The organism is Paenibacillus sp. TY11, from assembly GCF_059772165.1.
In genome coordinates this window covers 20,992-35,212 of record NZ_JCBAIQ010000035.1, presented here as the reverse complement: position 1 = coordinate 35,212, position 14,221 = coordinate 20,992, and the positions used below count along the sequence as shown (strand labels likewise).

9 protein-coding genes and 1 pseudogene are annotated in these 14,221 nt (G+C 43.2%); 7 read left to right on the top strand and 3 right to left on the bottom strand.

Annotated elements, in window-relative coordinates:
* The coding region (locus AC6EJC_RS25235) for a TetR/AcrR family transcriptional regulator (RefSeq protein WP_444956289.1) at positions 1 to 511 on the bottom strand (511 nt) is incomplete at its 3' end.
* 399 nt (positions 512 to 910) lie between these two features.
* Between AC6EJC_RS25235 and AC6EJC_RS25230 the strand changes: the two genes are divergently transcribed.
* The 3 genes and pseudogenes from AC6EJC_RS25230 to AC6EJC_RS25220 form a co-directional block, all read left to right on the top strand.
* Positions 911 to 1,183, top strand: coding sequence for a CD3324 family protein (locus AC6EJC_RS25230; RefSeq protein WP_076161227.1), 273 nt, complete (start codon positions 911 to 913; stop codon positions 1,181 to 1,183).
* A gap of 560 nt (positions 1,184 to 1,743) precedes the next feature.
* The gene (locus AC6EJC_RS25225) at positions 1,744 to 2,649 is read left to right on the top strand and encodes an alpha/beta hydrolase fold domain-containing protein (protein WP_444956288.1); all 906 of its coding nucleotides are present in this window, start codon (positions 1,744 to 1,746) and stop codon (positions 2,647 to 2,649) included.
* A gap of 108 nt (positions 2,650 to 2,757) precedes the next feature.
* Positions 2,758 to 2,919, top strand: a pseudogene (locus AC6EJC_RS25220) (ATP-binding cassette domain-containing protein); the annotation flags it as partial.
* Positions 2,920 to 3,372: 453 nt separating this feature from the next.
* Here AC6EJC_RS25220 and AC6EJC_RS25215 read toward each other — a convergent pair.
* The gene (locus AC6EJC_RS25215) at positions 3,373 to 3,792 is read right to left on the bottom strand and encodes a hypothetical protein (protein ID WP_444956287.1); all 420 of its coding nucleotides are present in this window, start codon (positions 3,790 to 3,792) and stop codon (positions 3,373 to 3,375) included.
* Positions 3,793 to 4,491: 699 nt separating this feature from the next.
* Here AC6EJC_RS25215 and AC6EJC_RS25210 point away from each other — a divergent pair.
* From AC6EJC_RS25210 to AC6EJC_RS25200, 3 genes are all read left to right on the top strand, one after another.
* Positions 4,492 to 6,558 (top strand): thioredoxin domain-containing protein, encoded by a 2,067-nt coding sequence (locus tag AC6EJC_RS25210; protein WP_444956286.1) that lies wholly within the window; start codon positions 4,492 to 4,494, stop codon positions 6,556 to 6,558.
* Positions 6,559 to 6,959: 401 nt separating this feature from the next.
* Complete coding sequence (locus AC6EJC_RS25205; protein WP_444956285.1) at positions 6,960 to 8,960, top strand: methyl-accepting chemotaxis protein; 2,001 nt, start codon at positions 6,960 to 6,962, stop codon at positions 8,958 to 8,960.
* 145 nt (positions 8,961 to 9,105) lie between these two features.
* Positions 9,106 to 11,667, top strand: a complete 2,562-nt coding sequence (locus AC6EJC_RS25200) for a response regulator (protein ID WP_444956284.1) — start codon at positions 9,106 to 9,108, stop codon at positions 11,665 to 11,667.
* A 5-nt stretch (positions 11,668 to 11,672) separates the two neighbouring features.
* Here AC6EJC_RS25200 and AC6EJC_RS25195 read toward each other — a convergent pair whose 3' ends face one another.
* Positions 11,673 to 12,359, bottom strand: coding sequence for a response regulator transcription factor (locus AC6EJC_RS25195; protein WP_444956283.1), 687 nt, complete (start codon positions 12,357 to 12,359; stop codon positions 11,673 to 11,675).
* A 592-nt stretch (positions 12,360 to 12,951) separates the two neighbouring features.
* On the opposite strand from AC6EJC_RS25195, the gene ectB reads away from it, so the two are divergent.
* Positions 12,952 to 14,214, top strand: a complete 1,263-nt coding sequence (ectB, locus tag AC6EJC_RS25190) for a diaminobutyrate--2-oxoglutarate transaminase (RefSeq protein ID WP_444956282.1) — start codon at positions 12,952 to 12,954, stop codon at positions 14,212 to 14,214.
* Positions 14,215 to 14,221 lie beyond the last annotated feature (7 nt).

The following is a 14,221-nucleotide window of genomic DNA, read 5'->3' as shown; positions in this document are numbered from 1 at the left end:
GGCTGGTTTCCAGCAGCGAGGCAAGCGGCGCGAGCACCTCCCGGCGAAAGGCGGCCGAGAGCGGGGCCGAGCGCGCTTCAGGCAGCGAGGCAAAGCCCTCACCGGCCAGCTTATGCAGCAGGTATAGGGCGTGGTCCTCCGCCCAAAGCTGCAGCAGCCGAATGCCGGCGGCGGCGACTGGGCCAAGCTCTGCGGCAGCCGAGTTCTCGGTGTCCGCCGCAGCCAAGCCGAAATGCCCGCCCGCCGGCACCTCCCCTGAAGCCGAAGCGCGCGGGGCCTCCAGCCATCCCCCGGCCCGCTCCAACGCGTCCCATAGCAGATCGTGGAGCAAATTGCCCTTATTGCTGTAATAATGGTATACCGTGCCATAGCCGAGTCCCGCCTGCACGGCCACATCGCGGATTTCCAGTAAAGGTCCTTTATTCAAAAACACATCTGCAGCTGCTTTCCGAATTTGCGCCAGACGCCGCAGCCGGATCTCTTCGTTTTGTTCCTTCGTACGTGGAGACATCTCGTCCGTTCACCTCTTTTATTTTTGACCTACTCTTATGTCAATATAAAACATTGGCTTGCGAATAACAAGAGTCGGGCAAACAAAAGTCCCGGCAACACCTCATAAACGAATGAAGATCAGTTATATATCAGCTCAATTTTAATGGTTTGATTGTACTGATATCATTTAGCTGGTCCCAGGTGAGCAGAAGTTATGCTATACTTGCGAAGTAAAAGGGGGTGCCTACTGATGGAGAATCTATTGGGATTGTCTGTGACTTCTTACACTCATGCAAAGCCAATTATTAGGAAAGCGTTACTTTGTATGGGGCGAAACAATTTTTAACGCTGAACAAGCTTTTTAATATTTTTGGCTTTGCACCTTATTTTAAAGAATCAAAATAAGGGGCGAGCAAAATTGAGATATACGAATGCTACAAAAGTTTTACCTCAAAAACTAATTATGGAAATTCAAAAATATGTTCAAGGAGAGACTCTGTATATTCCTAAGCCTAAAACGGAATATATGGATTGGGGCAGTTTGAGTGGCGGGAGAAGGTTGCTTGAACAGCGAAATGCCGCAATCAGAAATGCTTTTCAAAATAGCAGCAGTATCGAGCAATTAGCTAAAGAGTTTTTCCTCTCTACCGAAACCATTAAGAAAATTGTTTATTCACATAAAAATACCTAGTTTGCAAAGTGGCGTGGTACTCTATCTGCGTCAATGAATTTAATTTTGGCCTCATAACGTGGTGAGCTTAGGGCGTGACCGGATGATCGCTGTGAACGACCAATCCGATCACGTCTTTTTTATTTGGCAAAAGGTTTGATGTGTGTTCGCATTACCTCCCACATCCAGCTTCCGAAATACTTTTATGGCATTTCATTTTCTTTTTTGAACTTTTTTCATACGGTTCTTGACTCCAAAATTCCGCTCACCCTCCCTCGATGATCCAACAGACTCATTCTATTTCAAAGGCTGTACTTCATTTTTTCATTATTGTTTTATGTCAAAAATGATTCTAAATCGTTGTTTTCATTTATAAAGCTTATTTTAATCTTTAAAATATGAATATAAACGACAGCAACAATTGAAGGGAAATATGTATTGATTAATTGCCTTTAAAACAAGAAAGTGAGGAAACGATTACTATGGGGGAGTAAAAAAGTAGAAGTAGACATCTGATTGATCCAGAAATTATCAGTGCAGTTGATTTAATACCAACAACCGATCTTACCGAATCTACACTAATGGAAGCACGTAAACATCAATCTCAAATGATGCAACAAATAGATGTAACGCAGATGTTCCCTATTACATTAGAAAAAAAGGTTGTACCAAGTTATTTTAGGGGTCCAGATATTCAAATAGAAATCATTAAGCCCTCACAATCAAAGCATCATAAGATGCCTCTATATTATTCGATACACGGAGGCGGGATGGTCTTAGGAAGTCCAGTTGTGGATCGTCCTGCTAATGCATCTCTTGCTGCACAACATGGTTTTTGTTGTGTATCTGTGTACTATCGCCTAGCACCAGAACATGTACAGCCAAGTCAGTTACAGGATTGTTATTCGGGCCTAAAATGGTGTATTGAACATGCGGAAGAGTTAGGGATAGATACTCAAAAGGTTGCCGTAGGGGGCAGCAGCGCTGGCGGCGGATTGGCGGCTGGCCTAGCCTTGTACATTCGTGATCAGAAGGAATTCGAAATCCATCATCTAAGATTAATGAGGCCAATGCTAGACGATCGCACAAGTACCGCACCAGAGCATCCATACGCAGGAGAGTTTATTTGGACAAAACAAAGTAATTATTTTGGCTGGAAATCTGTATTAGGGGATGAACCGGGTCAGGAGGAGGTAAGTGAGTATTATGTGCCGGCCCGTGCTAAGTCACTGGCCGGGTTACCGCCGACTTATATAAATATAGGTACCATTGATTTATTCATTGATGAAGCCTTACTTTTTGCAAAACAACTGGTCTTTGATGGTGTCTTAGTGGAATTACATGTCTATCCCGGGTACCATCATATGTCTCCCGCGTTTCCGGATGCGCATTTTTCAAAAGAAGGGGCCAGAACAAGTGAATACGCCTTACTGAAAGCTCTGGAGATATTTGATATAAATTCTAATGAGTATAATGCTAAACGCTAATAAGGTAACGACTTCAGTAAAAAGCACTGATGGAGAATATCCATCAGTGCTTTTTCATACCTACTTATGATCTGAATAAACCATTTATTGATAGATTCGGTTGAGAGTCATCAGTTTAGCGGCGGCCAGCCTCAGCGTGTCAATATCGCTAGGGCGATTGCGTTAAAACCCCAGTTGATCGTGCTGGATGAGTCGGTGTGCGGCCTGGATATGGTGTATCAACCCCAAATTTTATCCTTGCTGGGAGAATTGAAAATGCAATATGGCTTGTTTTGTTAATTATAAAGTATAGAGGGATGATTTCATGAAAAGTTACTTATGAATTTGAACAATTAACATTAAGCAATGGAGACAAGTATACATACGAGCTTTAAATAGCATTTTAGATCAAGCTAGAAAAAATATCAATAATACATATAACAATTTCTCGAAACTCTGAAAAGAGGAAGATGAAATATCTGGATTTAGAATTTTAGATGAATCTGAAAAAAAATGGTCTTCCGCTTATTGGAAGAAGTTGAATTGTAAGAATTACTGTTCATCTGGATGAATGCATTTAATTCAAAACTTATTTCACCCTCGAACCATGAGGAGGAATAAGTTTTGAATTTCTATACGGGGATAGACCAAATGAACAGAATACTCGATCAAACTGTAGGACGGTTTTGTCTTCAATCATTTTGAAGTTAAGGGGATCAGTTGCCGATTTCGCACCTCTGTACCTTAGAATTGTCTAGCATTTATGTTAAGGTCGTAGAGAGAGCCATCATTGTTGTATACATATACTTCATAGTTACCTGATAAGCCAGTACCAACTAATTGTTCGAATTTCCTAGTTTTTTGACCACCCGCAGGAATAGTTGAATCTCCGAAGTCTTGATCATTGACTTTTACATTAAGAATAACTGCCGAAGAACCATTATTTTTAACATAGATATTCAATTTTTTACCGTTTTGAGGAGAAAGAGTGAAGGGGTATTTAAAAGCACTTTTCCCTCTATGATGCACAGAATTTATAGGTGAAAAATCCATAGGACTACTGGTTGGAGTTGCAAATACCGATTGCTTCGCATTTGTTATGTAACCGTTATATCCAAAAGGCGCTGCAGACAAAGATAAAATTAATGCAGTTGACAATGACACTATTAGGATATTCTTTATAATGTCGAATTCCTCCTAAAATTATTTTTGTAAACACTCAAATTACAAAAGACTTTTGTTTGAAATAATAGTAGAATAAATCCTATATTTTGTAAATATATTTTGGATTATAATCCTTTTGTCTATGTGGACGAAAAGCAGAAGAACTCAATCGAGACCCCAAAATATTATGCATGACATGAGCACTCACATTATAGTTCTTGATATTTCTATTTTAATTTGTTTTTAGATCCAGACGGTGAATCCCTGAGTTAAAGAAAGTTTCTGTGAATAGTCTTGATCAGCTTCGGAAATATCAAATTGTAAATTCAGTCTTCGGATTTTTGGAGAATAACAAAGTAAAGCTCATTGAACAAGTAACAGCACTTATAGAAAAATTGCAGATACGAATTAATGAAATTTAAACAGTTTCCAGATATTATGACTAAAAATGAACTGATATGTAGATTTTAAAGTTGAATACATATTACATCTATGCATTTCAGGTTTGCTGAGTTCCTTTTAAAGAAGAGAACGTTAACTACACCCGAAATAAAAAACAAGCCTGATGTACTTGATACTTTTTAACAATGTATTAATTCTAATCTGATATTATTTTTTTCATCCCTTCCGACTTTTACCACTCATTTAGGGTAAAATAATACCAAGCATCAAATCCAACCATGGAAGAGGTGATGTCGCATGACAACTAGCAGCAAACCCAATAGATTAGCCAAGGAAAAGTCACCGTATTTGCTACAACATGCTCACAATCCGGTAAATTGGTTCCCTTGGTCAGATGAGGCTTTTGAAATTGCTAAGCGTGATAACAAGCCTATTTTCCTCTCCATCGGCTATTCCACTTGTCATTGGTGCCATGTAATGGAGAGAGAGTCGTTCGAGGATGAAGAGGTTGCAGAGATATTAAACCGGGATTATGTATCCATTAAGGTGGATCGGGAGGAACGTCCGGATGTGGATCATATTTATATGTCCATCTGTCAGACGATGACTGGACATGGAGGCTGGCCGCTGACGATTTTGATGGCGCCGGATCAGAAGCCTTTTTTTGCGGGGACGTATTTGCCCAAGGAGCAGAAGTTTGGCCGTGTCGGATTGTTGGAGCTGCTGGACAAGGTCGGAACCCGGTGGAAAGAACAGCCCGAAGAGCTAGTGGAGCTGAGTGAGCAGGTGCTCACCGAGCATGAGCGGCAGGACTTGCTTGCGGGTTATCGCGGTGAACTGGATGAACAGAGCTTGAATAAAGCTTTCCATCAATACAGCCACACCTTCGATAAGGAATATGGCGGCTTCGGGGAAGCTCCTAAGTTTCCTTCTCCGCATAACCTGTCTTTTCTGCTGCGATATGCACAGCATACGGGGAATCAACAGGCACTGGAAATGGCAGAGAAGACGCTGGATGCGATGTCCCGGGGCGGAATCTACGACCATATAGGCATGGGGTTCTCACGATACTCCGTGGACGAGAAATGGTTGGTGCCGCATTTTGAAAAAATGCTGTATGACAATGCTCTGTTGGCCATCGCATATACAGAGGCTTGGCAGGTGACAGGCAAGGAACTGTACCGACGGATTACAGAACAAATCTTTACATATATCGCAAGAGACATGACGGATGCAGGTGGTGCCTTTTATTCGGCGGAGGATGCGGATTCCGAAGGAGAAGAGGGGAGATTCTACGTCTGGGACGATTCCGAGGTAAGGGCTGTACTAGGCGATGAGGATGCCGCCTTTTTCAACGATTTGTACGGGATTACACCTTACGGGAATTTTGAAGGACATAACATTCCGAACCTGATTGATATCAATCTGGAAGCCTACGGGATGAAGCATGATTTGTCTGAACAGGAACTGGAGCAGAAGGTCAGTGAGCTACGCGCCAAGCTGTTTGCTGCCAGAGAGCAGCGGGTTCACCCTCACAAGGATGACAAGATTTTGACCTCGTGGAACGGGTTGATGATTGCTGCTTTGGCGAAGGCGGGGCAAGCTTTTGGAGATACCAGATATACAGAGCAGGCTCAGAAGGCTGAGACGTTCTTGTGGAATCATTTGAGACGGGAGGACGGACGGCTGCTGGCACGTTATCGGGACGGCGAGTCAGCTTATCCCGGCTATGTAGATGATTATGCTTTTTATGTGTGGGGCCTGATCGAATTGTACCAAGCGACCTTCGATGTACAATATCTGCAACGGGCGCAGACGCTTAATCAGGATATGATCGACCTGTTCTGGGATGAAGAACGGGACGGATTATTCTTTTATGGGTCAGATAGCGAGCAGTTGATTGCCAAACCCAAAGAAATTTATGACGGAGCCATTCCGTCGGGTAACAGCATTGCGGCCCATAATTTTGTTCGGCTTGCACGGCTAACGGGTGAATCCGGATTGGAGGACTATGCAGCCAAGCAGTTTAAGGCTTTTGGCGGCATGGTTGCTCATTACCCGTCAGGCTACTCGGCGCTGCTCAGTTCGTTGTTGTATGCGACGGGAAGGACGAAGGAGATTGTGATTGTGGGTCATAGGGATGATCCGCAGACCGTACAGTTCATTCAGGCGGTTCGAGCTGGATTCAGGCCGAATACGGTCGTTATTTTGAAGGATGAAGGACAGTCGGAGATTGCAGATACGGTTCCTTATATCCGTGATTACGATCTTGTGGATGGCAAACCAGCCGTATATGTGTGTGAACATTTTGCCTGTCAGGCACCTGTTACTAGGCTTGACGATCTGAAGGCGCTGTTGGATTGAACTGAATAAAAGCGATCGAACCTAATCCCCTTGGGAGTAGCAAGCATATGGTGATTTTCGAAAATGACCCTATGTTTGCTACCTTCAAGGGGATTATTTTCATGTTAATAGGTAGGTATAGTGAGATGAAACTAATATTTTCTTAACATGTGCTACGCATTTTTTTTAATATTTTTTAGGTATATTATATCAAAGAACCGGTTCCGATCAGCCTTGCCGTCTTCAAAAATAAGTACATATACCTATTTAACTAGCGTGTTTATATCTTTTATGTCCAAGCGTTTTAGCAGCAGATGTGAAAAATGTGAAAGAGAGTCTGTCGGGTAATTGTCATCATCGGCAAGACGAAGAGGTTCAACATAGGGTAGGAAATCCAGATTAGGAAATGGAGATGTTCATTAATGAAGAAGTTTTCGGGAAAAAAGTGGCTAGTCGCAAGGATGCTCAGCAAGAATTTTAAAACGAAGCTAATGGTCGCCTTTATTGCATTTCTGATTATACCGTCCATGATCGTGGGGGCTTTGTCGTTTGTGAGCGCCAGTCAGCAGATTCGAAACCAGATTGAAGAAAGTGCCGAGCAGGCCATCATCCGTACTAATTTTATTATTGATAGTACCATTGAACCCAAAGTGCATGACGCAGAATATTTTGCGGAAAGACTAAAAGGCAATCGGGTAGAGACGGAGGAACAAGCGGCAAAACTGGAAGAGTTTTTTAAGCAATATGCTGCACTCCATCCTGAAGCAGAATCCATCTCTTATGGTACGAAGGACGGTAAATTTACAACCTATCCAAAGAAGCAACTACCGGATAATTATGATCCACGAGTCAGACCTTGGTACGATAAAGCGATAAAGGAGCAAACAAAGACAGCGATTAGTTCTCCCTATCTTTCGGCAAGCTCGAAGCAAATGACGGTTACGGTGTCTAGGGCAACGTCAGATGGATCGGGTGTTATTGGCATTGACCTGAAAATTAGTGGTATTAAAGAGACGCTGAACAATATTAAAGTAGGTCATGAGGGTTATGCCATATTGCTGGACAGCAACCATACTTACATTGTTCATCCGACGAAGGAAGCAGGCACCAAAATTACAGATATTGAATCACGCATGTTTCAGAGCGATACTGGTGAATACGAGTATGAGTATGAAGGCCAGCCCAAATATATGAACTATGCGACTAACAAGCTGACTGGCTGGAAGATAGGCGGAACGCTGTATTTGTCTGAAGTCGATGAAGCAGCAGGACCGATTTTGATCAGCACTTTACTAACCATCGTCGGTTGTCTTGTGATTGGTATTATCATCGTTTATTTCCTGATCCGTTCCATCATCAAACCGATTTTAAAGTTAAAAGAACAAGCGGTAAATGTGAGCGCCGGAGATCTGACACAGGACATTCAAGTAAAGAGCGAGGACGAGATCGGAGAATTAGGAGTGGCTTTTCAAAATATGCAGAATAACTTGCGATCTGTCATTCAGAACGTAGGGAACAGTGCAGATCATGTCGCAATTTCTTCGAATGAACTGACAATAAGCGCGGAACAAACCAGTGCTGCAAGTGAGCAGGTGTCCCAGGCTGTGCAAGAAATTGCCAGTGGTGCAGAGAAGCAGACTACAGGGCTGGAAAATAATTCGGTGGCACTGGATGAAATTGCACAAGGAATCACCCAAATCGCTGAACGCTCGATTTCGGTAGCCGATTTGGCCAAACGATCTGCCTTGCAAGCCGAGGAAGGACGAAAGTCTGTTGAGCAGACAGGCGAGCAAATGAATTCCATTCATCAATCAGTAGAGCGTTCCAACCATATGATTCAAACCTTGCAAGCCCGCTCTCATGAAATCGGTGAAATTACGAAGGTTATCGGCGATATCTCCAATCAGACAAACCTGCTGGCCTTAAATGCAGCTATTGAGGCAGCCAGAGCGGGTGATCATGGAAAAGGATTTGCCGTCGTTGCTGATGAGGTGCGTAAGCTGGCAGAGCAGTCTCAGACATCCGCCACACAGATTGCCACCTTGATTGCCGAAATTCAGCATGAAACCGAAACAACAGTGAAGACGATGGACAGGGTTACGACTGAGGTGCAGGATGGACTGCAGATTTCCAAAGCAACCATTGTCAAGCTGGGTCATGCGATGGAAGGCATTCGAGAGACAACGCCTCAGGTAGAGGAGGTCGCTGCGATTGCACAGCAAATATCAGCCAGTGTACAAGAGATTGCAGCGACAGCCAACGAGCTGGCGACGATTGCAACCGGTAATGCCGCCACATCTGAGGAAGTCGCCGCCTCCTCACAAGAGCAGCTGGCTTCTATGGAGGAAATATCAGCTTCTGCACAGTTGCTTTCAACGATGGCTGCTGATTTGAAGGTGATGATCCGTCGTTTCAAATATTAAAACGAGCTTGAACCCTATGGAATCTATAGTACAATGAATGCTCGGGACAGTTCTTTAAGCCTTATGGCATAAGGAATCTGTCCTGAGTTTTTTTATATTTTCGATATATCTCACAAAACACGGAAGATTATAAGGGGGCGAACACTTGGTTCGAGAATTAGTGCTATGTGCTATCTTGATATTATTGTTAGTTTTGATTTTTCAGCGTCAGCTTGTTCGTCAGGCGATCACAGTTGTTTTTTATGGAGTGGTAGGAATTCTATTCTTATATTTTGGCATAAGCGATAAAACACTGCTGACCTGCGTGCTGGAGCTAGGGATTGGTCTAATGTTCATGACTCTGTTTGTGCACGCTTTAACCACCGCTAAGTATACATATGGACAACGTTTGTTAAACAAAGACCGTGATCTGCTGAATTTACTTCGGGTTCAACCAGGTTTTACTTTTAGGCTGGAGAAAAGTGGTGATGAATTTTATTATAGACTGCTTGAAGGTGAAGTGCTGGAGCGCGTGGGTCTGAATATGCAAGTCAACTACAATAAAAGGGAGCATGTGAAGCGTCTCGGGGACATTTTGGAGCTTTCCTCTGAAACGATGGAGCAGCTTAGTCAATACTACAAACAGGCCTGGTTCGGTGATCGGACCGTATTTGAATTGGAGTTTTGGGAATATTCGGCTCTCATTACCTTACATCCGGTTAGGGAGGACGGGATTACCAGGCATGTTATCGGTCACGTGTTGGATATTACGGAGTATAAAGTCTCTGAGCAGAAGAGAAAGGAGATGGACGAGGCTAACCATGCGAAAAGCATTTTTTTGGCTCATATGAGTCACGAAATCCGCACCCCGCTGAATGGAATTATCGGTCTGTCAAAGCTATTGAATAAGACTGAACTGACTGCCGTTCAAAGAGATTACCTCCACAAGCTTCTTGCCTCCTCGCGTACCCTTTCATCCATGCTCAGTAACGTGTTGGATTTTTCCAAAATGGAAGCCGGCAGTTTGGAACTGGAAAAGATAGAATTCGAGCCGGAAAAAATGCTTCGGCATCTCGCAGATACCGTTGGAACTTTGCTGGAAAATAAGGAAATAGAGGTCGTATTTATAACGGACCCGGCATTACCGAAAAGGTTCAAGGGAGACCCGCTTCGAATGGAGCAGGTGCTTTTAAATCTTCTGACCAACGCCATCAAGTTTACGGATCAGGGACATGTATTGTTACAGGTAAAAATGCTAAGTCAGCAGGACGGACGGGTAGGTGTTTCTTTTATGGTAGAAGATACGGGCATAGGAATTTCCGAGACGTGTATGGACAAGCTATTCATTCCTTTTACCCAGGCGAGTACATCAACCAGCCGTAGATATGGGGGCTCCGGGCTGGGGTTGGCCATTAGCAAGCATTTGGCTGAAGCTATGGGCGGGAATGTAGAGGTGAAAAGCCGATTAGGAGAGTACAGTCAATTTTACTTTAATGTCGAGTTGGATACCGGGGAATTGAATGCGGGAAGCACACGAATAGAAAAACAAATAGACGGCAAAGCCTTAATTGTTGCGCAGCATGAACTGGTGAGGTACAGTTTGAACGAACTACTGCAAGATTTGGGGCTAAAAACATTCACTATTTCATCCTTTCAAGAAAGTGTGGATGCTTTTCAAAAGGGTGAGCATTTTGATTTTATTATGATTGATATGGGGATGGAAGGTTTTAGAGAACTGGAACCACGGAGGCAATGGCTTCAAATGCTGGATAGGCAGATAACTCAGGTCATTGGACTTACAACCGTGTTTCAGATGGAAGCAATAGCTACTGGGGACATGGATCATAGGGTAGATGCCTTTTTGTCCAAGCCCGTTACCCGGAACGCTCTGCTGGAGGTTCTCTGCTGGAAGAAGGAACAGTCAGTGCCTGCAGATGGTAATACTCTGGAGACTCATGCGACGATGAGTTCCCGCAATGAGATGGGGGATACAACACAGAAGTATCAAATTCTCATAGCAGAGGATAACGAAATTAACCAGGTGGTGATTACCGAGTTTTTAGCAGAGCGTAACTTTGAGGTAACGATGGTCACGAACGGAAGAGAACTAATGGCGTTACTGGAACTGCGTTACTGGGATATGGTGCTGCTTGATCTGCATATGCCAGAGATGGATGGTTTTGAGACGGCCAGACATATTCGGAGAAACAAAGCTTTTAACAGGCTTCCCATTATCGCTTTTACCGCTGATGCTGTGCAGCATGAACAGGAAGTTTGTCTTCGTGCCGGTATTAATGCCGTGTTGCTCAAGCCTGTCCATGAACTGACCGCTGCTAGAGTGTTAACTAGCTGGATTAATTTAGCGTGGCTGCAAGATTTACATGGTATTCACGCTGAGCAGTCGATAGCAGGTATGGATGGCAAGGTGTATATTTTTCAATTTGCCCTTTACAAATGGATACAGGAATACCAGTATCTCGATAAAAGAGTTGTGAGAAAAATGGACAATGGGCAGTTATCTTCTGCTCTTCGATTAATCCACTCGCTTAAGGGAGGAACGGGGAACCTGTGCGCGCCTGAGTTGCTGGCAAAGGTAATAGAGCTGGAAAAGGCATTGAAGCGCAGCAATCAAACCTCAACAGGAGAACTGTATCCAGACTGGAAAGAGCATCTGAGCACGGTTCAGAAGGATATTAACCAAATCAAGTCATCACTTCCCTGGAGCTGACCGTGTTATTGCATAAATTTGTAGCCGATTCCCCAGATGGTCTTGATCAATTGCGGTTTCTTAGGGTCTTTTTCGATTTTTCTGCGTAAATGGTTAATATGTACGTCTACAGCCCTCTCATTAATAAAGGAGTCTGTGCCACGGAGAGCCTGAATCAAAGCATACCTGCTGAATACAATTCCCTGGTTCAAATAAAAAAGCTTCATGAGCTCAAATTCCGAATATGTTGTCTCCACATTCTGTCCGTTAACGGTAATCATTCTTCTCGGTAGATCCAAAGTAATGCCCGTTTCAGGTTCAGATGCTCTGCCTCTTCCTTGCAAGCGCGTGATTTCAATACGACGGAAAAGAGCCTCTATCCGTGCTTTTAGCTCTTGCATACTAAAAGGCTTGCAAATATAATCATCTGCTCCCAACGTAAGTGTACGAATGCGCTCTGATATGTTGTTTTCTGTAGAAATCACGATGATCGGCACGTCCGTATGCTTGCGTATCAGTGGGCAGGGATTCACACCATCCAAATCTGGAAGCAGCAGATCCAGCAAAATAATATCGGGCTGTACGATCTCAAGCCTGGCAATACCCTCAGACGCTTGTTCCACTCGAGTAACGTTGTAGTCTTCTCCTGTTAAATACAAGGAAAGGGTATCTCCCAGCATATTGTCATCTTCAATAATCAAAACATTAGGCATGATGATATTTCCTTATCTTTCTATCAAATTCGAGCCAAATAGTTAGGATAGCTGCAATGTTTACAATAAGTTTTTGGCAGGTTCTTTTGATAGAGTAAACTCCTTTGTACAGTCTGTCAAAAGATCAGATTTATTGTGGCAATCCTGTGGCCAAACAGTTCAGATGTATATCTATTTGATATGGAAATGTACTATTTTCGAGATATATTACTATAATACGACATTTTTCGTATTTGTTTAACAATATACTACAAGCCTCTGATATTAAATTACAAAAATTTAACAAAACACCTCAGAAACATGCATTGACTTAAATGAAAATTATGGTATTTTATTACATAGGAGTTGACATCCTCTGATAGGCCTCTTAGAAAAACCCACTATTTAATCTTCTACTAACTTACTCTCAATGTGCTATCTCTGTATTTAATTTTCGTACTTTAATTGTTCTTGCGATCATACTTATGATTCTTTGGTGTGGATATCCCATTGTGAATTCAGACTGTCTACTCATTTAGATTACATATTTACATTTTTTTGCTTTCCATGCTTGTATTTTTTTAAAATCAGGTCAGCGGGAGGACGAGAGATCATGAACACATTCGAAGCGCTGGAGTCCAATGTAAGATCCTATTGCAGAAGTTTTCCAGTTGTTTTCAACAAAGCTAAAAACGATGTACTGTACACGGAGGCAGGCAAGGATTACATTGACTTTTTTGCCGGGGCAGGGGCTTTGAACTATGGGCACAATAATGATTTTATGAAAAACCGGATATTGGATTATTTAACTTCCGATCGGATTATGCATGGTTTGGATATGTACACGACGGCCAAGCAAGAGTTTATGGAGTCTTTTTCAGAGCGTATCCTCCAGCCCAAGGGCTTGAATTATAAGCTGCAATTTTGCGGACCGACGGGAACCAATGCGGTGGAAGCAGCACTGAAACTTGCACGCAAGGTGAAGAAAAGAAATGGTATTTTTGCTTTTATGGGCGCGTTCCACGGGATGTCGCTGGGCAGTTTATCTATTACTAGCAACAACTCCATGCGAGAGAGCGCAGGGGTTCCCCTGAACAATGTTACCTTCATACCTTATAACAGCACATTTAACGGAATGGATACCATTTTGTATATGGAGCAGCTTTTAACAGACACCCATTCGGGTGTGGAAAAGCCTGCCGCGATCATTTTGGAAACGGTACAGGCTGAAGGCGGTATTCATATTGCAGAGACCGAATGGCTGCGTGATTTGCGACAGCTGTGCGATGATCATGATATTTTGCTCATTGTTGACGATATTCAAGTCGGTTGCGGCCGGGTTGGATCGTTCTTCTCATTCGAGCGGGCGGGAATCGTTCCTGATATGGTTGTTTTGTCCAAATCGATCAGTGGATACGGATTGCCAATGTCTCTGTTGCTACTGAAGCCAGAATTGGATATATGGAGTCCGGGTGAGCATAACGGCACCTTCCGTGGAAATCAGCTTGCTTTCGTCGGGGCAAAGGCTGCGCTGGAGTTCAGAGATACGGTAGAGCTGGAAGCACAAGTGAAGGAAAAAGAGGCTTTTGTTCAGCAGTTCTTGCGTGAACATATCCAAACGATGGATCCTCTTATTGAAATTCGTGGCATGGGACTGATCTGGGGGATTGATGTGTCCCATCTCGGAGAAGTGTTCGCCAAGGAGGTAGCGTCTCTCTGTTTTAGTAGAGGACTCATTATTGAGCGGGCTGGGCGTAACGACACGGTAATTAAAATTATGCCAGCGTTAACGATAAGCTTGGAAAACTTGCATAAGGGCTGCAACATTATTAAAGAAAGTATGGCACAGGTAACCAGTAACTTGGTTACGTTGTAAATCGATC

Coding starts and splice junctions, on each gene's coding strand:
- AC6EJC_RS25225 (WP_444956288.1), top strand. CDS start 1,744: ATGGAAGCACGTAAACATCAATCTCAAATGATGCAACAAATAGATGTA.
- AC6EJC_RS25210 (WP_444956286.1), top strand. CDS start 4,492: ATGACAACTAGCAGCAAACCCAATAGATTAGCCAAGGAAAAGTCACCG.
- AC6EJC_RS25205 (WP_444956285.1), top strand. CDS start 6,960: ATGAAGAAGTTTTCGGGAAAAAAGTGGCTAGTCGCAAGGATGCTCAGC.
- AC6EJC_RS25195 (WP_444956283.1), bottom strand. CDS start 12,359: ATGCCTAATGTTTTGATTATTGAAGATGACAATATGCTGGGAGATACC.
- ectB (WP_444956282.1), top strand. CDS start 12,952: ATGAACACATTCGAAGCGCTGGAGTCCAATGTAAGATCCTATTGCAGA.